Raw genomic sequence first — 21,563 nt, forward strand, 5'->3', positions numbered from 1 at the left:
GCGGCGATGACCGTCACCGACGTCTCCGCTCCCGCCGCGGGAGGACCGGTCTCCGGTCGTCCCCGGCGGGACACCGGGCCCACACGCACCACACGCCGGATCACGCCGTGGTTGTTCCTCGCCCCCGCGCTCGGGTGGCTCATGGTGTTCTCGATCTGGCCGTCGCTCAACACGGTCCGGATGGCCTTCACCAACGCGAAGCCTCTCGGCGGCACCGAGAAGTACGTCGGCTTCGAGAACTTCGCGCTGATCCTGCGCGACGACCAGGTCGTCAACGCTCTCGTCAACAGCGTGGTCTTCATGCTGGTGTGCCTGCCGCTGCTGACAGTGCTGCCGCTGCTCATCGCGCTGCTCGTCGAGAAGAAGATTCCGGGCATCACGTTCTTCAGGACGGCCTTCTACACGCCGGTCATCGCCTCGGCCGTAGTCGTGGCCCTCATCTGGACGTTCATGCTCGACGACCGCGGGCTCGTCAACGGCCTCGCACAGGAGCTCTCGATCATCCAGGGCCCGCTGCCGTTCCTCACCGACCGGTGGCTCATCGTCCTCAGCGCGGTCAGCCTGACCGTCTGGAAGGGCCTCGGCTACTACATGATCATCTACCTGGCGGCCCTCGGGAACGTCGGGAAAGACCTCCACGAGGCCGCCGCGATGGACGGCGCCGGCGCCGTCCGACGCTTCTTCGCCGTGACCCTGCCCGCCGTGCGCGGCGCGATGCTCCTCATCGCGGTGCTCGTCTGCGTCGCCGCGCTGCGCGTGTTCAGCGAGGTGTTCATCATGACCGGTGGCACGGGCGGCGCCGGAGGTGAGGCCATGACCCTGGTCATGCTCATCCAGCAGTACTCCCGCGGGTTCACCGGCGACCTCGGCTACGCGAGCGCCCTGAGCATCCTCATGTTCTTCATCACGCTCGTCCCGCTGCTCCTGCTCGGCAAGCTCAACGGAAAGGGCAGCGCATGAGCCCCGTGACCGACCAGAAGACCCCCGCCGTCGTCCCGTCCACGCCCGCGCCGCCGGAGAAGAAGACCCGTCGCCGCCAGTCGAAGGTCTTCGGGTCGGTGACCCGGCGCGAGCTCGTGCTGCGGTACGTGCTGCTCGTGCTCGTGCTGCTCATCTCGATCGGACCGTTCCTGTGGCAGCTCTCGACCTCGCTCAAGAGCACCGGCGAAGACATCTACACGCGGATCCCGCAGCTGTGGCCGAGCGAGCCGACCCTCGACAACTACACCCGCGTCATGGACGCGATCCCGGTGCTCTCGTTCATCGGGAACTCCCTGTTCGTGGCCGCCCTGGCCGTCGCGGGCAACGTCGTCTTCTCGACGCTCGCCGGCTTCGCGCTCGCACGGCTGCGGTTCCGCGGCCGCAAGATCGCGCTCGGTCTGTTCCTCGCGACGCTGATCCTGCCCGGCGAGGCGACGATCATCGCCAACTTCGTGACCATCCGGAACCTCAACCTCGCGGACACGCTGCTCGGCGTCGCCCTGCCGGGGATGATCGCCGCGCTCAACGTGCTGCTCATGTACAACGCGTTCCGCCAGCTGCCCGGCGAGATCGACGAGGCCGCCGTCATCGACGGAGCCAACGCGTTCCAACGGTTCTGGAGCGTCTCGCTGCCGTCCGTGCGAGGCACGGTCGCCGTCATCGCCATCTTCAGCTTCATCGGTGCGTGGGACGACTTCCTCTGGCCGCTCATCGTCCTCACCAGCCCCGACCAGTTCACGCTGACCATCGGGCTGCAGTACCTGTCGGGGACCTTCGCCAACGACCAGCGGATGATCGCGGCCGGCTCGATGATCGCCTTCATCCCGATCGCCATCGTCTTCGCGACGCTGCAGCGGCACTTCTTCAAGGGCATCGAAGAGGGCGGCGTGAAGGGGTGAGCGCCTACCCACCGAATCCGCTGCCCGCAGCCGAACCCGGCACCGGTACCTCGCACCCATACCCCCGGAGCACACCCATGAGATCCGTCCTGCCCGACCGGCTCGACCGGCACCCTCTGCACGAGCCCGGTCGGAACCCGGCACCCGGGACTGCCGAGCATCCCGACAGGAGGTCCGAGCGATGAGGTTCGGCGTCAACTACACGCCGCGCGTCGGCTGGTTCCACTCGTGGCTCGACCTCGACCTCGACGAGGTGCGCCGAGACTTCGAGCAGATCGCCGGGCTCGGCCTCGACCACGTGCGCATCTTCCCGCTGTGGGACCTCATCCAGCCGAACCGGGGGCTCATCCGCCCAGCCGGTCTCGCCGCTGTCGCCGACATGGTCGACGCCGCGGGGGAGGCTGGGCTCGACGTGAACGTCGACGCCCTGCAGGGTCACCTATCGAGCTTCGACTTCCTGCCCGCGTGGCTGACCACCTGGCACGAGCGCAACATGTTCACCGATCCCGAGGCGCTCGCCGGCCAGGAGAGCTACGTCCGGGCGCTCGGCGAGGTGCTGCGCGGCAAGCCCAACCTCTTGGGGCTGACGCTCGGCAACGAGGTCAACCAGTTCGCCGCCCGGCCGCACCCCCGGCCGCACGAGATCGACGCGCCCCAGGCGCAGGCCTGGTTGGAGCGGCTGCTCGGCGCCGCGCGGCAGGTGACCGACGGGATCGTCACCCACGCCGCCTACGACGCGACCTGGTACGACGAGCGTCAGCCCTTCGTGCCCCAGCACGCCGCCGAGCTCGGCGACGAGACCGTCGTGCACTCGTGGGTGTTCAACGGCGCGGCCCAGCGGCACGGCGGGCTCGGGACCGGGTCGGTGCGGCACGCCGAGTACCTGGTCCAGCTCGCGGCTGCGTGGCACACGGACGCGCAGCGCCCGGTCTGGCTGCAAGAGGTCGGGGTCCCCACGACAGTCGTCGAGCCTGACGACGCCGTGTCCTTCCTCGAGCAGACCGTCCGGAACGCCGCAGACGTGCCGGGGCTGTCGGGCATCACCTGGTGGTGCTCGCACGACGTCTCGCGCAGCATGCTCGACTTCCCGCCGGTCGAGTACGACCTCGGGCTGATCGACGAGCACGGACGTGTGAAGCCGACGGGTCACACCTTCGCCGAGCTCGCCCGCGAGCTGCGCGACGCCCCTGCCCCTGCACCGTCCGCGACAGGGTTGGTGCTCGACGACTCGGCGCCGTACAGGGCGTCGTGCGCCCCCGGCGGCAGCTTCTTCGACGCGTGGATGCACGCCGCCGACCGAGACGGCCGGGGACCGCAGGTCGTCCTGCAGTCCCGCGTGGACGACGGGGTGCTGCTGGACGAGCGCGGGGTCGCCCGGCTCGAGAGACCGGCCGGCGGACCTGACGGCTCGACCGAGACCGTCGGAGACGACTCTGCGCTCCTCGGGGGAGCGGCAGCGACGTTGTCGACCTGATCGGCGCGCGTCGCAGGACCCGCACCCACCGGGCGAGGCTCGCACCTCGTCCACCTCGACCCGACCAGAACGCCTCGACCTCGCCTCACTGACCTGCCAGACCCCGACCACCGCCCCGAGCCAGCCGACCCGCCGCCCGCAGTGCTGCGGACCACCGCTCCCGACGAACGGATCACCCAGACCATGCACGACGACATCCCCCTCACCACAGGACGGGCCGCCCGGGTCCTGACCGAGCGCATCCGCCCCGCCATCCACTCTCACCGCACGCCTGTCGACGTGTCGCGGCACGAGCTCCCCGGGGAGCCGATCGCCCCGGCCGAGGGCCGGGCGCTCGACTTCAGCCCCTTCGAGGTCGGGTCCCTCTGGGGACCGGCCTGGGGGACCACCTGGTTCCACCTCGCGGCCACGGTTCCTGCCGAGTGGGCCGGCCGCCGGGTCGAGCTGCTCGTCGACCTCGGCTTCGACCAGAACATGACGGGCTTCCAGTGCGAAGGCCTCGTCTACACCGCCGACGGTGAACCCGTGAAGTCGCTCAACCCGCGCAACCAGTGGGTGCCGGTCACCGACCGGGCCGACGGCGAGGAGGTACTCGACCTCTACCTCGAGGCCGCCTCCAACCCTGTCCTGCTCGACTACCACCCCTTCCTCCCCACCCAGGAGGGCGACGTCCGCACCTCCTCACCGAAGCGCCTGTACACCTTCCGGCACGCAGACCTCGCGGTCTTCGAGCCAGAGGTGCACGAGCTCTCCCTCGACGTCGAGGTGCTGCTCGAGCTCCAGGCCGAGCTCCCCGAGAGCTCGCCGCGCCGGATGCGCATACTCCAGGCTCTCGACGACGCCCTCGACGTCCTCGACCTGCAGCGCATCCCCGAGACGGCTCCCGACGCCCGTGCAGCGCTGGCCCCGGCCCTCGCCTCGCCAGCCGAGGCCAGCGCGCACGTCGTGTCGGCCGTCGGCCACGCGCACATCGACTCGGCCTGGTTGTGGCCCGTCCGCGAGACGATCCGCAAGGTCGCCCGCACCACCTCGACCATGACCGAGCTCATCGGGCAGACCGACGACTTCCTCTACGGCATGTCGAGCGCCCAGCAGTACGCCTGGATCAAGGAGCACCGCCCCGAGGTCTACGCCAAGGTCAAGGCTGCCGTCGCCGACGGACGGTTCCTGCCGCTCGGCGGCATGTGGGTCGAGTCCGACACCGTCATGCCGACAGGCGAGGCCATCGCCCGGCAGTTCCTCTACGGGCAGCAGTTCTTCGAGCAGGAGTTCGGGGTGCGGTCCGCAGGCGTGTGGCTGCCCGACTCCTTCGGCTACTCCCCGGCCCTGCCCCAGCTCATGCGCCGCGCGGGCTTCGACTGGTTCTTCACGCAGAAGATCTCCTGGAACCAGGTCAACAAGTTCCCGCACCACACCTTCGCGTGGGAGGGCATCGACGGGTCCCGGATGTTCACGCACTTCCCGTCGATGGACACCTACAACTCCCAGCTGTCCGGCATGGAGGTCGCCAAGGCATCCCGCCAGTTCCGCGAGTCGCGCGTCGCGACAGGGTCGATCGCCCCTGTCGGCTGGGGGGACGGCGGTGGTGGCACCACGCGTGAGATGACCGGCAAGGCCGAGCGCCTCGCCGACCTCGAGGGCAGCGCACGCGTGCGCTGGGAGCACCCCGACGTGTTCTTCGAGCGGGCCAAGAGCGAGCTGCCGAAGCCGCCGGTCTGGGTCGGCGAGCTCTACCTCGAGCTGCACCGCGCCACCCTGACCAGCCAGCACAAGACCAAGCAGGGCAACAGGCTCACCGAGCACCTGCTCGTCGAGGCCGAGCTGTGGAGCGCGACGGCTGCCGTCCGGGCCGGGCTCGACTACCCGCACGACGAGCTCGACGCCCTGTGGAAGCAGGTGCTGCTGCTGCAGTTCCACGACATCCTCCCCGGCACGTCGATCGCCTGGGTGCACCGCGAGGCCGTCGAGCAGTACGCCCGCGTCGCCGCCGAGGCGACAGCGATCATCGAGCAGGCCCAGGCTGCACTCGCGGGTGAGGGCCAGGAGCGCATCGTCTTCAACGCCTCGCCGCTGCTCCGCGACGGTGTGGCCGGGCACTCGGCGGCTGTCGCGGCGCCGGCGACCGGGACCGTCTCCCTGACCCAGGCCGACGGGACGCTGGTGCTCGAGAACGACCTCGTCCGCGTGACGATCTCGGCCGAGGGTCTCATCACCTCGGCCGTCGACCTCACGACAGGGCGTGAGACCGTCGCGACAGGACAGGAGGCGAACCTGCTCCAGCTGCACCAGGACTTCCCGAACATGTGGGACGCGTGGGACGTCGACAGGTACTACCGCAACCGCGTCGACGACCTCCGCAGGGTCGACGCCCTGCACCACGAGACGCGCGACGGTGCGGCACACGTGCGCATTGAGCGGTCGTTCTCGGCGTCGCGTGTGGTGCAGGAGCTGGTGCTCAGGCCTGGGTCGCGGACTGTGGAGATCACCCAGTCCACGGACTGGCGCGAGACCGAGAAGTTCCTCAAGATCGCCTTCCCGCTCGCGATCCAGGCCGAGCACACGTCCGCCGAGACGCAGTTCGGCTACGCCAAGCGCGTCACGCACACCAACACGAGCTGGGAGGTCGCGAAGTTCGAGACCTCGATGCACAGGTTCGTGCACGTGAGCGAGCCCGGCTTCGGCGCTGCGCTCGTGACCGACTCGACCTACGGCTACGACGTCACCCGCGACGCCGACCCGGAGACGGGTGTGACAACTACGCTGCGGCTCTCGCTGCTGCGTGCACCGCGCTTCCCCGACCCGGAGACCGACCAGGGGGAGCACACGCACCGCTACGGCTTTGTCATCGGTGCGTCGACGGCCGACGCGACCGAGGCCGGCCTCGCCCTCAACCTGCCGGCACGCGAGCGGACCGGGTCGCCGGTCGAGGCCCTGGTCTCGGCCACCGACGGGATCGTCGTCTCGGGCATCAAGCTCGCGGCCGACCGCTCGGGCGATCTCGTGGTCCGGGTCTACGAGCCTGACGGGTGTCGCGTGACCGGGACCGTGCAGGTCGCGGCTCCTGTCGCGGCCGTCCACGAGGCGTCGCTCATCGAAGACGTCGCGGCCGAGGTCTCAGCACCCGGCGGCGAGATCGCCGTCGAGCTCACGCCCTTCGAGGTGCGCACGTACCGGGTGCGTCTGGCGGGCTGAGCCGAGAGGAGCGGGGACCGCCGGTCTGGAGCACGACTGACAGCGTCACCAGCCGTCGCGCCGGACCGACGCGCCTCCGGGCCTCTTCTCGCCCGCCTCTCACACGACGACGACGCGCCTGCGAAGATCTCGCAGGCGCGTCGTCGTCGTGCTGAGCTGGGTCTGGTCACGGCCCGGTGCAGGGCGATCGTCAGTGCGCGACGACAGGGGCCTGGACGCCGTCGAGCGGTGCGCTCGCAGCGGCTCGGGCGGCACGGTCGGTGCGGGTGCGGAACAGCGACACCGTCGCGATCCCGCCGAGCAGGAAGATCACGGCCGAGGCCGTGTAGGCGGTCGAATAGCTGTGCAGGGCCGCCTCGGCCATGACCTGCGGGGTCTGGGAGGACTGCGTCGCGATGTAGCTGGTCGCGGCCGTCGCAGCGAGCGTGTTGAGCAGCGCTGTGCCGATCGCGCCACCGACCTGCTGCGAGGTCGAGACCATCGCCGAGGCCGCTCCAGCCTGGCGGCGGTCGATGCCGAGGGTCGCGATCTGGAAGGACGGCGGCATGATCGAGCCCATCCCGACACCCAGCAGGATCAGACCTGGCAGGACGTGGATGTAGGTGCTGTCGACCTCGAGGAGCGTGAAGGAGAACATCGCGAGGGCGCCGAGGGCCATGCCGATCGGCACGATGATCCGCGGGCCGAGGCGCGGCAGCAGGATGTTGTTCTGGATCTGCGCGGTGATGATGATCGACACGACCATCGGTAGGAAGGCCGTGCCCGTACGCATGGGGCTGAACGCGAGGGTCGCCTGCAGGTAGTAGGTGAGGAACAGGAACACGCCGAACATGCCCGAGCCGGCGACGAGGATCGCGATGAACGCGCCGCCGCGGTCGCGGTCCAGGATGATGCCGAGGGGCAGGACCGGGTTCGCGGAGGTCCGCTGACGCAGCACGAAGGCGACGAGCAGCACGACGCTCAGGGCGAGCGAGACCCAGGTGACGGGAGCGTCCCAGCCCTGCGGCTCGGCCTGGGAGAAGCCGAAGACGAGGGCGAAGAGCCCGACAGACCCGAGCAGCACGCCCGGGGCGTCGAGGGACTGACGACCCGAGTGCCCGCCGCGGGGGAGCAGCACGGTGCCCGCGACGAAGGCGATCACCGCGATGAGCACGTTGACGTAGAGGTTCCAGCGCCAGTCGAGGTTCTGCGTGAGGAAGCCGCCGAGGAGCAGGCCGATGGCGCCGCCCATCCCGGCGATCGCGCCGAAGACGCCGAAGGCGCGACCGCGCTCCTTGGGGTCGGTGAAGGTGGTCGTCAGGACCGAGAGAGCGGCCGGTGCGAGCACGGCGGCGAAGACGCCCTGGAGCGCACGGGCGCCCACGAGCATCGGGAAGTTCACGGCTGCTCCGCCGAGGGCGGAGGCGAGGGCGAAGCCGACGAGGCCGATGAGGAACATGCGGCGGCGGCCGAGCATGTCGGAGAGCCGCCCGCCGAGCAGCAGCAGGCTGCCGAAGGCGAGGGCGTAGGCGGTGACGACCCACTGGCGGTCGTTGTCGCTGAAGACCAGGTCGAGCTGGGCCGAGGGGAGGGCGATGTTCACGATGGTCGCGTCGAGCACGACCATGAGCTGGGCGAGGGCGACGGTCGCGAGGACGAGCCAGCGGCGCGAGCCGTGCGTCGACGTCGGGGTCGCCGCCAGCCCGGCGGGCGGAGCCGCGGGCTTCTGGGGCGTGGAGGGTGAGGGCATGGGTGTCTCCGGGGACGTCGTGGTCGGAGCACTGACCGTAATACAGAACTGACCAGTTCCGGAACCCCTCGGTCTCGATTTGTTCTTCGCGGTGCTCTCTGCCCACAATGGGCACCGACGAGAGGGAGCCTGATGGACGTGGAGCACGAGGACGTGACAGCGACGTCGCCCGAGCGCGCACGCCGGCCCGGACGGCGCCGGGACGAGTCGCGCGACGAGGCGATCCTCGACGCGACCCGCGAGCTCCTCGTCGAGCGCGGCTTCGAGAACATGACGATGGACGCCGTCGCCGAGCGCGCAGGCGCGGGCAAGGCCACGCTCTACAGGCGCTGGCCGTCCAAGACGCATCTGACCGTCGACGCGATCACCTGCCGGCGCTACGGCGACCTCACCGTCGACGACATCCCTGACACGGGATCGCTCCGCGGGGACCTGCTGAGCATCCGGCAGGTCAAGCACCTGCGCTCGGACACCGAAGACCTCATGGCCGGCCTGACCGCCGTCATCCGCGAGGACCCTCAGGTCGCCGCGGCCTTCCAGCGCCAGTTCGTCGAGGCGCGGACACAGCTCATGCGTGACCTGCTCGACCGCGCCGAGCGCCGGGGCGAGATCCCCCCGGGGCGCGACCTCGACATGATCGCGACCATCGCCCCTGCGATGATCTCCTACCAGAAGGTCACCACGGGCAAGCCGCTCGACCCCTCGTACCTGGAGAGGCTCGTCGACACAGTCCTCGTCCCGCTCGCGACGGCCGAGCACCCAGGGTCCCAGGACCTGGCCGACGGGGCCGGCGCCCTCTGGACCTCCGCCGACGAGCAGGCAGGGGTGCCTGGGCGCTGAGCGTCCTCCACCCTCCATGACTCTCACGACCTGGCTCGTCCTCGCCCTCGTCGCGCTCTCTGTCGGCGTCTCCAAGTCCGCGCTGCCGGGGCTCTCGACGCTCGGCGTCGCGCTGATCGCCACGGTCATGCCTGCGAAGGAGTCGACAGGGCTGCTGCTCCTGCTGTTGCTCTGCGGGGACCTCGTCGCGGTCAGCAGCTATTGGCGCCAGGCGGACTGGCGTTTGCTGTCCAGGATGCTGCTGCCCGTGCTGGGCGGTGTGCTCGTCGGGGTGGTCTTCCTCGCGCGGGTCGACGACCTCGTCATGCGCCGGACCATCGGCGGGGTGCTGCTGGCGCTCCTCGCGGTCCGCGCCGTGCGCTGGTTCGTCGACCGTCGGTCGGCCCGGCGGGCGGAGCGCGATGCCGCGCAGGACGGGTCCGGCGACGCCGGTGCCGCTGACACCGCTGCCGCTGACGCCGCTGACATGCCGGTCGCGGTCTGTGCGTCGGTCTCCGCAGGGGAACCGGCTGCTCAGCGTCCGCACCTCGGGGTCGGTTCGGTCTACGGGACCCTCGCCGGGTTCACCACCATGGTCGCCAACGCCGGTGGGCCCGTCATGAGCCTCTACCTGCTGTCGGTCGGGGCGACCAAGCTGCGGTTCATGGGGACCGCTGCGTGCTTCTTCTTCGCGACCAACCTCGTCAAGCTGCCCTTCTCGATCGGCCTGTCCCTCGTCACCGTCGACACCCTGCGCACGGCTCTCGTGCTCGTGCCGCTGGTCCTGCTCGGGGCTGTGATCGGCCGGCGCCTGCTGCGCTCGATCGACCAGAAGCTCTTCGAGAGGCTCGTCATCGGCCTGACCATCACCGCGAGCATCTTCCTGCTGCGCTGACCGACGGCGCAGACGACGACGGGACAGGACCCGAGGAGTCGTGCTCCTCGATGTCCCGGCCCGCCGTCCGGTGCTGCAGCTCCTCGTCAGCGCACGGGTGAGGTACCCGCGCGGTGGCGGCGCAGGACGAGCACCGTGGCACCCGCCGCGACGAGCAGCGTGGTGAGCCCGGCGAGCAGTGCCACGTCGGCACCGGTCTGGCTGAGCGTCCCGGTGGCGGTCGTCACCGTGCCCGAGCCGGCGGCAGGTGTCGCGGCTCCGGTCGGCTCGGTGGTGCCCGGGGCGGACGGGTCCGTCGGTGTCACCACGGCCGCGGCGACCGTGATCTCTGCCTGGGCCAGCACGGTCCCGGAGGCGTCACGCGCCTGGAGGATGTGCGTCCCGGCCTCGAGGGTGGCCGGGATCGTCACCGTCGCGGACGCGGTGCCGTCGGTGACCGTCACCCCGGCCAGACGCTGGTACTCGCTCTCGATGCCGATCTCGACCTCCGGGAGCTCCAGCCCGGTGACCGTCACGGTGACGTCGTCGCCCGCCGTGACCGACGTGGTGCTGAGCGTCATCACCGGCGTGACCGGGACCTCGGGGGTCGTGGTCCCGGTGACCGTGACGACGACAGTGGCGGTCTGGTCCTCGAAGGTCACCGTGAGCGCCTTGGTCCCGGGGGTCGAGAAGTCGGTCCCGGTCACTGTCGCCTGGGCGGTGACGTCGGCCGTCGAGCCATCAGCGTAGGTCGCGGTGACCGTCATCCCGGCCGGGTCGAAGGTGTCGCCGACCGCGTAGGTGGTGCGGGTCGGCGGCGTCACGGAGATCGAGACGAGCTCCGCCTCGATCTCGACGAGCCCGGCGACCGCCGCGTCGACGAGGGCCGTCGCAGCGTCCACGTCGTCCTGGGTGGCGCGCGAGCCGGAGAGCACGACACCGGCCGTCTCGACCGCGAGGTCGAGGCTCGCGAGCGACTCCGGGGTGTAGAGGGAGCGGTCGACCGTCTTCGCGGCGGCGAGGGCGTTCTCGAGGGAGCTCGTGTCGACGCTGCCTGTGGTCTCGACCTGCGTGAGACGCAGGTCGTCGAGGTTGCCCCACGCACCAGCGCTCAGCGAGTAGCGGGCGGCGATCGTGACTGTGCCGTCTGCCCCGACCACCACGTCGTCGACCGTCGCCGTGCTGAACTGACGCCAGCCGGCGAGCGTGATCGGCGCCGTGAGCTCGGTCCCGCCCGAGGACGCGCTCAGGGTGAGGGTGTCGGTCGGGCCGACAGCGCCGCCCTGGCTCTTCGCGGTGAGGGTGTACGCCCCGGCAGGCACGCCGGTGATGGTCTGCTCGACGGCGAAGGAGTATGGGGCGTCGTCCCAGAACTTCAGGGCACGGGCGCCGTCAGCGGCGTCGCCGTCAGCCGTGATCGAGGCGCCGGTCCCGGCTCCGGGTCCACTGAGGGTCCAGGGCGCGGTGCTGGCGTCCTCGAAGCTGTGGTTGACCACGTGGTTGACGGCGGTGACCGTGACTGTCGCGGTGACGACGGTCCCGTCTGTCGTGCGGCCTGTGACCGTGTAGGTGCCCGGTCCACGGATCCAGTCGGCCGAGGTCGACCACGTGACGGGGTGCGCCTCGACGCTGCCGTCGTTGTACGTCACCTGCACGGTCGCAGGCAGGGCGACGGGGGAGCCGTCGGCCACGGTGACCGCGACCTGCTCGACGCCGACGACCTCGCGAGGGGCTGTCGCACCGGTGCGGGCGTACTGGAACACGCGCAGGGACTCGAGCGGTGCACCCCGGAAGTCGAACATCGCCTGGTTGTCCCAGGACGAGCCGCCGAACCACTCGCCCGCATCCTCGGGGTCGTACTCCGCGGCGTAGCTGGACGCCCAGCCTGAGCCGTGGGCCTCCCAGAGCAGCTTGTTCTGCTCGAGCTGGTCAGGGGTCCCGACGGGCAGCCACGCGGGCTCCCAGTAGAAGACGCCGATGCCCTCGGGGCCGACGTCGGTCACGGCCTGCATGACGTCGCGGACCGCGGTCGCCTGACCCTGGACGGACGAGGGGTACTGCGTGAAGCCGGAGGTCGGCTTGATGGTGTTCTCGTGGCCGTCGCCGTCCTCGAGGGTGTAGTTCCACGAGGTCTCGGCGACCATCACCTGCTTGTCGTAGGTGGTCGCGACCTGGTCCAGCACCGTCGTGAGGTTGCTCAGCGACCCGTGCCAGAAGGGGTAGTACGAGCTCGCGAAGACGTCGTAGTCCACGCCGTAGGTGTCGAGCTGCTTCGCGATGCTCGCGTAGGAGCCCGCGCGCTCAGGGTTGGTGAAGTGCACCGCGACGAGGGCGTCCGGGTAGACCTCGCGGACGGCGCTGCTGCCCGCGCTGAAGATCTGCGACATGCCCGCCCAGCCCGTGACCCCGGCGACGCCGTTGTTGGTCTCGTTGCCGACCTGAACCATGCCGACGTCCACGCCGGCGTCCTTGAGCTGGGTGAGGGCGTCGGCCGTGTACTCCTCGGTGGCCTCGGCCTTCTGCGCGACCGTCATGGCGGACCAGGCCTTGGGGGCCTTCTGCTTGGCAGGGTCGGCCCAGAAGTCGGAGTAGTGGAAGTCGACGAGCAGCTTCATGCCGTGCGCTGTGGCGCGCTCACCGATCTCGACCGCCGCAGCGATGTCGTTGTCCCCGCCGCCGTAGCCGTTGCCCTGCGCGTCGAAGGGGTCGTTCCACACTCGGACGCGCACGTAGTTCACGTCGGCCGACTCGAGCACGTCGAAGACGTCGGCGGTCTGGCCGTCCCAGTCGCGGAACGTCACGCCGCTCTCCTCGAGGGCCAGGATCGAGGAGATGTCCACGCCGTTGATGAAGTCCGCGGGGAGGCCGTCGACCTTGTCGACCACGATCCCGGCGTCGACGGGTCCGGTGGGGTCGTCGGCTGCGCTCGCGGAGGTCGCGAGGAGCGGGGTGAGGAGCACGGCACCTGCCGTGGCCGCCGCCGCGAGACCGCGGGGGAGACGTCGTCGTGCTGGGTGCATCGGGGGGAGTCCTTTCCTGTCGAGCATCTTTGTTCGAAGGTGACCCGGGTCCTCCGGCGGGCACGGCCGTGCGCCGAGGGGCCGGCGGTCGTCCATGACCTGGCCTGGAGGATGTGTCGCGGTGGACTGTACACGGTCACAGTCCCAGAGGGCGAGGCTTTCGAGGCAGGAGAACGTTCTGTGCGTGCCCGGCGCCGCACGACTGAGTCACGGACTGTGACCGCGCACAGTTGATGGCCCACTCCGACGAGGTGTCGGCCGAGACGCTACGGTCGTCGACGGAGGTGAGACCAGCGAGCCAGGACGGCCCGGGACACAGCGGTGGGGCCGTGCCGACGCTCTTCTCGGGCGGGTGACGAGCACTGCGCCTAGGGTTGGGTGTCCGACCCGTGCCCGGTCCGTCCTGGCGGTCGGCGATGCGCGGGACCGAGACCCCGACCACAGGAGCCGACATGACGTACGACGCCAGACCCCCGCTCCCCGACGCGCCCCGACCTGCCCGGCCCACCGGCCTCGACGGGCTCGCGCAGCTGCGCCCCGCCGTCGCCGTGGCGCTCGCGGTCCTCGGGCTCGCCTTCCTGGCCTTCGGGATCGTCCAGGGTCAGCTCTGGGCCGGGGCGATCGGTGTCGTCCTCCTCGTCGACAGCGCACTCCTGCGCTACATCGCGACCCGTGCCCGCCGCGCACCGGGACCTGACGGCATGCGGCCGGGCAAGACGCCGGGCCTGCTCTAGCCAGCCCCCGGGGTCAGCCCATGAGGTCGAGCACTGCCACCCCGGCGCCCAACGCCCACTCCTCGGTTAGTGCTGCCAGCTGGGGGACGTCCTGGAGTGCGACTCCGCCCGAGGTGAGGACGACGACCACGCCGTCCCGCACCACCTGGACACCCGTCGCGTCGAGCTGGGCGCCTGGGTCGTAGCCTCCACCGACCTTGAGGGCCCAGGCGCCTGCGGCCGACACCGCAGGGTCGTCGACGACCCACCCCAGCGGCTCCATGCTCTCCGCGGTGTACTCGGGGTCGTGGGACACGCCCAGGGAGATGAAGCCGTACCGATCGAGGGCCGTGCTCGATCCGTCCGTCTCCGGCGTGTACCAGCTGCATCCGAGGGCGGCGCCGTCGGACCCGGTGGCCACACCGTTCTCGCTCTCGTCGAGCTCGACGAGGCCTTCGACCACGGGTCCGAGCACTGCCTTCACCTCGTCGCAGGTGGGGAAGTCTCCGGCCGTCGCGCCAGGCGCATCGTCGGTCGCGGTCGCGGTCGCGGGCTCGGCGCTGGGCTCCGGTGCCGAGGTGCTCGTCGCTGCCAGGCTTGCTGCGGGAGCGGGTGTGGCCTCGCTGTCTGCTGGGCCGCTGCACCCGCTGAGGAGGGCACCTGCCAGCGCGAGGGCGAGGAGCGAGCCTGTACGGGGCGTCGTCGTCGGTGTCATGGGACGGACCGTTCCTTGTGCGTGATGTCGACGGGAGAGCCGCTGCCGTGGGCCCGCAGCCTACGACGGTGGTGTACCACCCTCTCGCTCGTCGGCACACCCCCTGTCCGCTGCGTGAGCACGTCGCCCCGCGGCGTGCGCAGGTCAGTCCGCGGCGCGAGCAGGTCGCCCCGCGGCGTGGACAGGTCGCTCCGCTGCGCGAGCAGGTCGCCCCGCGGCCGTCGTGGTCAGGCGACCAGGGCGCTCGTCACCGTCGCGATGATGGCGCTCTCCGCCTCGTCTGCCGCCAGTCGGCCCGACGCGACCTCCGCGCAGGCTGTGTGCAGCGTCGAGTAGACGACGGCCGTGAGCCAGTCCGCGCTCAGGTCGGCGCGGAACGTCCCCGAGCCCTGCCCACGCTCGATGATCTCCTGCACCCGGGCGAGCACACCGTCGTGCGACGCACGCACGTGATCCGTTCCGAGCGCTGCCAGCGCCGCGTCGAGCGCGGCGCTGTTGGCCTCGACCTGGCGCCACGAGGACCTGATGAGCCGGACGAGCGCGTCGAGGGGGTCGCCGGACAGGTCGACCTCGGCGAGCAGCCGGTCTGACTGCTCGACCGCTGCGGCGAGCGCAGCCTCGACCAGCTCGTCGCGGCCGGCGAAGTGCCCGTAGAGCGTCACCCTGCCGACGCCTGCCGCCGCGGCGATGGCCGACATCGACGCATTCGGGTCCCGCGCGAAGAGCGTCAGGGCGCTCGCGAGGATCGCCTCGCGGTTGCGTCGGGCATCCGAGCGTCGTGGGGAGGTGGTGGTCACAGGCTCAGGCTAGCCGACGTCGCACCGATCTCAAACAGCGGTGTTCATGTTGTGCTAGGTTCCATCTCAAACACCACTGTTTGAGAAGAGAACCTGATGACACTCCCCGTCCCACACCAGCCCCAGCCCAGCAGCCCCGCACTCACGGTCCTCGCCCTCGGCGGTTACGGCGCAGCCGGCAGCTACGCCGTCGAGCACCTGCGCTCCCGCGGGCACACCGTGACGACAGCCGGACGGGATGCGACCCGCGCCGACCTCGTTCTCGACCTCGGCGACCTCGCCGCCGTGGCACGCGCCGCTGCATCGGCCGACGTCGTCCTCAACACCTCCGGACGCGAAGACCCGCGCGTGGTCACCGCCGCGACAGGAGCCGGAGCGGCCTTCGTCGACATCACCGCGACAGCGACCTACATCGCCGGCATCGAGGCTCTCGACCTCGCCGCACCTGTCGCGCTCAGCGTCGGCATCGCCCCGGGGCTGACCAACCTGCTGGCGCACGCCGCAGCCAGGCAGAGCACCCTCCCGCTCGACGTCGCGATCGTCCTCGGTGCCGGTGAGCAGCACGGTGCTGCCGGGGCCGCCTGGGTCTACGGGATGCTCGGGCAGAGCTTCGTGGACCCCGCGACAGGGTCGCCGGTCCGCAGCTACACCCGCCCTGCCACCTTCGACCTCCCCACGGGGCGCCGCCGCCTGTACCGCACAGACTTCTCCGACCAGACGACCCTGACCGCAGAGCTCGACCGCCCCGTCCGCAGCTATTTCGGCCTCGACTCACGGTTCGCGACGACCTCCCTCGCCGCGCTCACCTGGGTACCCGGAGCACGGCACCTGCCGACCAGCATCCCCATGCCCGGCGGTGAGCGCTGGTACCTCCAGGTCCGCGACGCCGAGCGCGTCCACGGCAGCGCCACGGGCGTCGGGCAGTCCCGCGCCACGGGGCTCATGGCGGCGCTCGCTGTCGAACGGGTGCGGGCCGCTGGTGCCGGGGTGCACCACCTGCCGTCGCTCATGAGCGTCGAGGACGTCGACCTCACGGTCTTCGGGTAGCCCGGGCAGGGTCCTACGGCCCTGGTCCCCGGGGGCTGATCACGGCTAGGTTCGGTCCATGACAGCCGCCGCCATCGTCGACCTCAGCGCGCTCGCCCCTCTGACCGGGCTCGTCGAGCAGGAACGCCAGGACCGCCTGTCTTCCGGCACGGAAGAGACGACCCCCGACTCCTCCGCTCCTGAGATGTCCGACGAGAAGATCCGCGCGGGAACTGGACGCGGCTGGGACGAGTGGGTCGCGCTCGCCGCGGACGGTCCGGGCCGGGGAGCCTCGCACTCAGAGATCGCCACCTGGGCGGGGGAGCAGCACGGCCTCGCCGGGTGGTGGGCGCACGGCGTCGCCGTCGGAGTCCGACGGCTCACCGGGCAGCGGGTCCCCGGCCAGATGGCCGACGGGTCCTTCGCCGTGAGCAAGACCGCGACCCTCTCGGCGGACGAGAGCGACCTCCGGGCGGCGCTCCTCGACGAGGGCACCCGTGCCGCTCTGCTCCCCGGTCTCGACGTCACGCTCCGGTCCAAGCCGACCTCCAAGGCGCTGCGTCTCGCGCTCGCCGACGGCAGCGGTCCGCTCGGCAGCATCCTCTTCACCCTCGCGACAGCGGGGGACGGACGCTGCCGGGTCACGGTCAGCCACGAGAGGCTCACCTCGGCAGCCGACGGCGAGCGGTGGAAGACCTTCTGGGCTGGGTGGCTCGCCGTGGTCGCGGGTGCGCTCCGCACCTGACCTCACCCGCGCCCCTCTTCGGTCCGGGCAGACGCCCGTGCCAGGATGGTCTGATGGTCATCGCTGACTCCCGCCCCGACGTCGTCCCCGAGGTCCTCGACGACAGGAGCTACGCCGCGTGGTCGTCACGCGTGGTCGCCGTGATCATCGACGGCTTCGTCCTCGGGGGCTTGATCTTCCTCGCCGCTGGGGCGGCGTACGGGACCAGCACCTTCACGCTCCCCGTGCCGTTCCCGGACTCTGACGGCCTCACCCTCGCAGGCCTGACATGGGGGAGCAAGGTCGCCGTCGCCGCCGCCGTGCTCTCCCTCGTGCTGCTCCAGGCCTACGGCGGTGCGACTCCCGGCAAGCGCATCGTCGGCATCGCGGTCGTCGACGCCCAGACCGGCCAGCCCGTCGGGCCCGTGCGCACGGTGCTGCGCTACCTCGCCCACCTGCTCGACGCCATCCTCTGCATCGGGTACCTGCGTCCCCTGTGGCACCCGGAGGAACGCACCTTCGCCGACTCGCTCCTCGGGACTGTCGTCCTGCGGACACGGACCGTGCGCGCGCACCCGCTCGTGGCCCGGCTCGCCACACGCCGTGACGGCACCTGGACCGGGCGGCCGGGCTCGCGAGGGACGATCGGCGAACCGGCGACCGGCGAGTGGGAGAACCGCGTCACCGGAGGGGTCGCCATCGTGAGCGTCGTGCTCGCGTGCTTCTCGTTCCCCTGGTCGACCGCGGGATCGAGCAGCTCCGACATGGTCGACTGCGGCTTCCCGATCCTCGACTCTGGCGCCTTCGCGCCGACGGGCGTGACGATCCGGGCGGACAGCAGCGTCACCTCCGAGCGACGGTTCTGGGTCGAGCGGACGACCTTCAACCCGGCGCAAGAGGTCACAGCGAGCTGGACGTGGCACCGCAGCACCGCAGAGCCGACCACCGTCGAGCTCGTGGTCACCGGTGCCGACGGCACCGAGGAGATCACCAACACGGTCTTGCCTGCAGGGACCCCCGACGGCGCCGCGGACGTCGACGGCACCCCGTTCGGCGACCTCGCCCTCGACGTGAGCGACCTCGGGCCGGGATGGACGGCGGAGTCGTCCGTGATCGTCGACGGTCAGGTCGTCTCCAGCTGTTCGCTCACCACGTGACGGACGCCCGTCGGCGGGTCGTGCCTCGCGCCGGGTCCAGCGCCAGCCACCCGCCGGACGGTAACCTGCCACAGTGACCGACGAGCCAGGACAGCCCACCGACACCAGCCCGTCTCCGACGCTCGCCCGCGTCGTCGACCTGCTCGACACGCGCTACCCGCCGTCGACCGCCGAAGACTGGGACGCCGTCGGGCTCGTCGTCGGCGCCCCGCAGCGCCGGGTGCGCCGCGTGCTCTTCGCCGTCGACCCCGTCGCGGACGTCGTCGACGAGGCCGTCGCCTGGGGTGCCGACCTCGTCGTCACCCACCACCCCCTCCTGCTCAAGGGCGTCCACTCGGTCGCCGCCACGACGGTCAAGGGCTCGGTCGTCCACAGTCTCGTCGAGGCCGGGTGCGCGCTCTACGTCGCGCACACCAACGGCGACGCCGCCGAGCGCGGCGTCAACGACGCGCTCGCAGACCTCTTGGGGGTCGTCGACCGCCGGCCGCTCGACCCGCACGAGCCCGGTGCGGCGACAGGCCTCGGGCGGGTCGGTCGCCTCGCCGCCCCCACGACGCTGCGGGCCTTCACCGAGCACGTCGCGGCTGTCCTGCCCGCGACGGCCCAGGGCGTCCGGGTCGCCGGTGACCTCGACGCGACGGTCGAGACCGTCGCCGTGCTCGGCGGCTCGGGCGACTCCTTCATCGGTGCCGCGCGCGCTGCCGGGGCCGACGTCTACGTCACCTCCGACCTCAAGCACCACGGGGTGTCCGAGGCCCGCGAGCAGGCGCGCCTCGACGCTCTGGCAGCGGGAGCACCGGCGGGCAGCGGCACGCCGTTCCTGATCGACACCGCGCACTTCGCGAGCGAGTGGCCCTGGCTGGCCTACGCAGCCGAGGACCTCGTGCACGACTGCACCGCCGACGGCACTACGGTGGTGACCAGAGTCAGCGTCCTGCGCACCGACCCGTGGACCGCACGGTTCGGCTCGCCTGACGCCGACGACCTGACCTCTGAAGACCCAACGGAAGGACACCAGCTGTGACCAAGGCCCCTGTCGAGGACCAGCGCCGACTCCTGGACGTCCAGGCGCTCGACACCCGAGCCCAGCAGCTCGTGCACCGTCGCACCACGCTCCCCGCGCTCGCGACGGTCAAGGAGATCGACGGACAGCTCGCCGACCTCAACAGCGCTCTGGTCGCGTCGAGGACCGCTGCGAGCGACCTCCGCCGCGAGCTCGCCAAGGCCGAGGGCGACGTCGAGCAGGTGCGCACGCGTGCCACCCGCAACCAGCAGCGCCTCGACTCGGGCGCCGTCGGCGCCAAGGACGCACAGGCCCTCGTGAGCGAGCTCGAGTCGCTCGGCCGCCGCCAGGAGGCGCTCGAAGAGGTCGAGCTCGAAGTCATGGAACGTCTCGAGGCGCACGAGGACACCCTCGCCAAGCTCGACGAGGCGCACCAGAAGACCGCCGACGCGAAGGCCGCCGCCCTCGCCGAGGTCGACGCCCAGACCGCGGAGATCAACGCCCAGCTCGAGGTCGTCCAGGCTGACCGTGCGAAGGCCGTCGACGGGCTCGACGCCGCGCTCGTCACGCTCTACGACAAGATCCGCACGCAGCTCGGTGGCCAGGGTGCCGCAGCGCTGCGCGGCGGTCGTTGCGAGGGCTGCCAGCTCGACATGAACCAGACCGACCTCTCGGCGATCCGTGCCGCAGCCCCTGAGGACGTCGTGCGCTGCGAAGAGTGCGGGCGCATCCTGGTCCGTATCAAGGACGACCGCCCGAAGGAGTGACGATGAACCAGACGCCGGAGACCACCGGGGGAGCAGGACCGCGTGAGCCGGGAGAGACGATGACCCCCGACGAGGCTGCCGATCACCAGGTCTCCGGCGGGGACGTCGGCCACACCCGGCTCCAGGTCGCCCGCCCGACGGGTGCGACGTACCGCCCTGACACCGACGAGCCGCTCACCGCGATCCTCATCAGGCACGGCGTCACGCCCCACACGACGAGCGGTGCGTACTCGGGCGGCGGGGTCCCCGGACCGAGCCTGAGCGGGCACGGCCGGATCCAGGCCGCGCAGGCCGCCGACCTGGTGCACCGCATCGGACGGCAGATCTGGCCGGACGTCCCGCGTGCCACGTCGATCGTCGCCTCCCCGATGATCCGCACGCAGGAGACCGCGACGGCGATCAGCCGCCGCCTCGGCCGCGCTGTGGTGACCGACCCGCGTCTGGCCGAGGGCGACTTCGGCGAGTGGGAGGGGCTGACCTCCGACGAGATCGAAGAGCGGTGGCCCGGTCAGCTGCGCGACTGGCACGAGACCGGCACCTTCGCGATCCCCGGGGGAGAGTCCATCGCCCAGACCGGGCAGCGCCTCGCAGGAGCGATGGACGACCTCATCGCGAGCAGCCTCGGCAAGACCGTCGTCGTGGTCTCGCACGCCGTCGCCCTGCGATCGGTGATCGGGACGGCCTTCGGGGCGCCGGCCTCGCAGTGGCACCGCATCCGGATCGCCCCGGCGTCGGTGAGCATGATCCGGTACTGGGCCGACGGCACGTCGGAGATCACCGCGATCGGCATCCCGCCCGAGATCTGACCGGTCAGCGCCCGCGCAGCGCGAGCCGCCAGGTCTCCTCGTGCGCGCGGGCGTACCGGGTGGCCTCGAGCCAGTGCGCGCCGTGGCCTGCGGTGTACATGGTGCCCCAGGGCTCGCGGCCCGTCTCGTGCGCAGAGCGCAGCAGCTCGTGCATCGCGGCGGCGCGCCGCCCGAGCGCCTGCGGGAGCTCGTCCCGGAGCCTCTGGTCGGCCCCGTATCCCTCGACGAAGGCTGCCAGTCCGGCGGCGGCCTCGTCAGGGTCGATCCTGGAGTCGTTGATCGTGAAGGACTGGGCGGCGTAGGCGAGGTCCCACAGCCGGGTGCTCGGCCCGGCCCCGTCCCAGTCGATGAACACCCACCGCTCACCGACGATCAGGTTCCAGGGTGCGAGGTCGTTGTGGCACACGAGGTCCGCGCCTATGGTCGGGAGCAGGTTCTCCCACGGGACCGCCGGTTCGGGGACGAGGTCGCGGGTCGCGTCGTGGATCGACCTGACCAGCCGTCCGACGCGGGCGAGCTCCTCGTCGGTCAGCGGCGGGGAGTCCATGGCGAGCGTCCCCGGGACCATCTCGAGCACCTGGCGGCCCTGGTCGTCCTGGCCGAGGACCTCGGGGACGTCGACACCAGCCGTGCGGACCCGTCGCATCACCTCGTGGACGGCGGGCGTCGCGGCGGTCCACGGCTTGCGGACCGTCGCCCCGACGCGCACGACGCCCTGCGACGCGTTGCCCCCGGACAGCGGCTCTTCGGTGTCGGTCATCCTCTGAGGCTAACGGCGTCTCCCGGCCGGGCCGTGCAGGCGGGCGGGGGTGCATGATGGGTCGCAGCACGACACGTCGGCCCTGCTCGTGGGCCCGCACCGAGGAG

18 protein-coding genes are annotated in these 21,563 nt (G+C 71.2%); 13 read left to right on the forward strand and 5 right to left on the reverse strand.

The window, feature by feature from the left end:
• Positions 1-6: 6 nt before the first annotated feature.
• The 4 genes from HZZ10_RS03015 to HZZ10_RS03030 all read left to right on the forward strand — a co-directional run bounded on the left by HZZ10_RS03015 (position 7) and on the right by HZZ10_RS03030 (position 6,546).
• Complete coding sequence (locus HZZ10_RS03015) at positions 7-960, forward strand: carbohydrate ABC transporter permease (protein WP_218928364.1); 954 nt, start codon at positions 7-9, stop codon at positions 958-960.
• Complete coding sequence (locus HZZ10_RS03020) at positions 957-1,880, forward strand: carbohydrate ABC transporter permease (protein ID WP_179912354.1); 924 nt, start codon at positions 957-959, stop codon at positions 1,878-1,880. The genes HZZ10_RS03015 and HZZ10_RS03020 overlap by 4 nt, the downstream gene beginning before the upstream one ends.
• Positions 1,881-2,061: 181 nt before the next feature.
• The gene (locus HZZ10_RS03025) at positions 2,062-3,354 is read left to right on the forward strand and encodes a glycoside hydrolase 5 family protein (protein WP_218928365.1); all 1,293 of its coding nucleotides are present in this window, start codon (positions 2,062-2,064) and stop codon (positions 3,352-3,354) included.
• A 183-nt stretch (positions 3,355-3,537) separates the two neighbouring features.
• On the forward strand, positions 3,538-6,546 hold the full coding sequence (locus tag HZZ10_RS03030; protein ID WP_179912355.1) for an alpha-mannosidase: 3,009 nt from the start codon (positions 3,538-3,540) through the stop codon (positions 6,544-6,546).
• A 190-nt stretch (positions 6,547-6,736) separates the two neighbouring features.
• Here the strand turns inward: HZZ10_RS03030 and HZZ10_RS03035 are convergent, their stop codons facing one another.
• Complete coding sequence (locus HZZ10_RS03035; protein ID WP_179912356.1) at positions 6,737-8,275, reverse strand: MFS transporter; 1,539 nt, start codon at positions 8,273-8,275, stop codon at positions 6,737-6,739.
• Between the two features lie 138 nt (positions 8,276-8,413).
• On the opposite strand from HZZ10_RS03035, the gene HZZ10_RS03040 reads away from it, so the two are divergent.
• Together HZZ10_RS03040 and HZZ10_RS03045 are read left to right on the forward strand one after the other, a co-directional pair.
• Positions 8,414-9,115: a TetR/AcrR family transcriptional regulator gene (locus HZZ10_RS03040; protein WP_218928366.1), complete on the forward strand. Its 702-nt coding sequence runs from the start codon at positions 8,414-8,416 to the stop codon at positions 9,113-9,115.
• Positions 9,116-9,131: 16 nt separating this feature from the next.
• On the forward strand, positions 9,132-9,989 hold the full coding sequence (locus HZZ10_RS03045) for a sulfite exporter TauE/SafE family protein (protein ID WP_179912358.1): 858 nt from the start codon (positions 9,132-9,134) through the stop codon (positions 9,987-9,989).
• Between the two features lie 86 nt (positions 9,990-10,075).
• Here the strand turns inward: HZZ10_RS03045 and HZZ10_RS19780 are convergent, their stop codons facing one another.
• Positions 10,076-12,988 (reverse strand): glycosyl hydrolase 53 family protein, encoded by a 2,913-nt coding sequence (locus HZZ10_RS19780; protein WP_179912359.1) that lies wholly within the window; start codon positions 12,986-12,988, stop codon positions 10,076-10,078.
• Positions 12,989-13,440: 452 nt separating this feature from the next.
• Here HZZ10_RS19780 and HZZ10_RS03055 point away from each other — a divergent pair, with 452 nt between their 5' ends.
• The gene (locus tag HZZ10_RS03055; protein WP_156382738.1) at positions 13,441-13,722 is read left to right on the forward strand and encodes a hypothetical protein; all 282 of its coding nucleotides are present in this window, start codon (positions 13,441-13,443) and stop codon (positions 13,720-13,722) included.
• A 13-nt stretch (positions 13,723-13,735) separates the two neighbouring features.
• Here HZZ10_RS03055 and HZZ10_RS03060 read toward each other — a convergent pair whose 3' ends face one another.
• Positions 13,736-14,416: a hypothetical protein gene (locus tag HZZ10_RS03060; protein WP_179912360.1), complete on the reverse strand. Its 681-nt coding sequence runs from the start codon at positions 14,414-14,416 to the stop codon at positions 13,736-13,738.
• A gap of 227 nt (positions 14,417-14,643) precedes the next feature.
• Complete coding sequence (locus HZZ10_RS03065; protein ID WP_179912361.1) at positions 14,644-15,213, reverse strand: TetR/AcrR family transcriptional regulator; 570 nt, start codon at positions 15,211-15,213, stop codon at positions 14,644-14,646.
• A 96-nt stretch (positions 15,214-15,309) separates the two neighbouring features.
• Here HZZ10_RS03065 and HZZ10_RS03070 point away from each other — a divergent pair, with 96 nt between their 5' ends.
• The 6 genes from HZZ10_RS03070 (at position 15,310) to HZZ10_RS03095 (ending at position 20,696) form a co-directional block, all read left to right on the forward strand.
• Positions 15,310-16,260, forward strand: coding sequence for a saccharopine dehydrogenase family protein (locus tag HZZ10_RS03070; RefSeq protein WP_179912362.1), 951 nt, complete (start codon positions 15,310-15,312; stop codon positions 16,258-16,260).
• A gap of 58 nt (positions 16,261-16,318) precedes the next feature.
• A complete protein-coding gene (locus tag HZZ10_RS03075; protein ID WP_179912363.1) occupies positions 16,319-16,984 on the forward strand; it encodes a hypothetical protein in 666 nt (221 codons plus the stop codon).
• Between the two features lie 53 nt (positions 16,985-17,037).
• Positions 17,038-18,120 carry an RDD family protein gene (locus HZZ10_RS03080; RefSeq protein WP_179912364.1) on the forward strand — a complete coding sequence of 361 codons (1,083 nt, stop codon included), beginning with the start codon at positions 17,038-17,040 and terminating at the stop codon, positions 18,118-18,120.
• A 73-nt stretch (positions 18,121-18,193) separates the two neighbouring features.
• On the forward strand, positions 18,194-19,144 hold the full coding sequence (locus HZZ10_RS03085) for a Nif3-like dinuclear metal center hexameric protein (protein ID WP_179912365.1): 951 nt from the start codon (positions 18,194-18,196) through the stop codon (positions 19,142-19,144).
• Positions 19,141-19,890 carry a zinc ribbon domain-containing protein gene (locus HZZ10_RS03090; RefSeq protein ID WP_056131943.1) on the forward strand — a complete coding sequence of 250 codons (750 nt, stop codon included), beginning with the start codon at positions 19,141-19,143 and terminating at the stop codon, positions 19,888-19,890. Before HZZ10_RS03085 ends, HZZ10_RS03090 begins: the two co-directional genes overlap by 4 nt.
• A 2-nt stretch (positions 19,891-19,892) precedes the next feature.
• Entirely contained in the window at positions 19,893-20,696 is an 804-nt protein-coding gene (locus HZZ10_RS03095; RefSeq protein WP_179912366.1) for a histidine phosphatase family protein, read from the forward strand.
• A gap of 4 nt (positions 20,697-20,700) precedes the next feature.
• On the opposite strand, the gene HZZ10_RS03100 is transcribed toward HZZ10_RS03095, so the two are convergent.
• Positions 20,701-21,456, reverse strand: coding sequence for a phosphotransferase (locus HZZ10_RS03100; RefSeq protein WP_179912367.1), 756 nt, complete (start codon positions 21,454-21,456; stop codon positions 20,701-20,703).
• Between the last annotated feature and the right edge of the window lie 107 nt (positions 21,457-21,563).

It is taken from the genome of Sanguibacter inulinus (assembly GCF_013415325.1).
In the GTDB taxonomy this organism is placed as follows: Bacteria; Actinomycetota; Actinomycetes; order Actinomycetales; family Cellulomonadaceae; genus Sanguibacter; species Sanguibacter inulinus.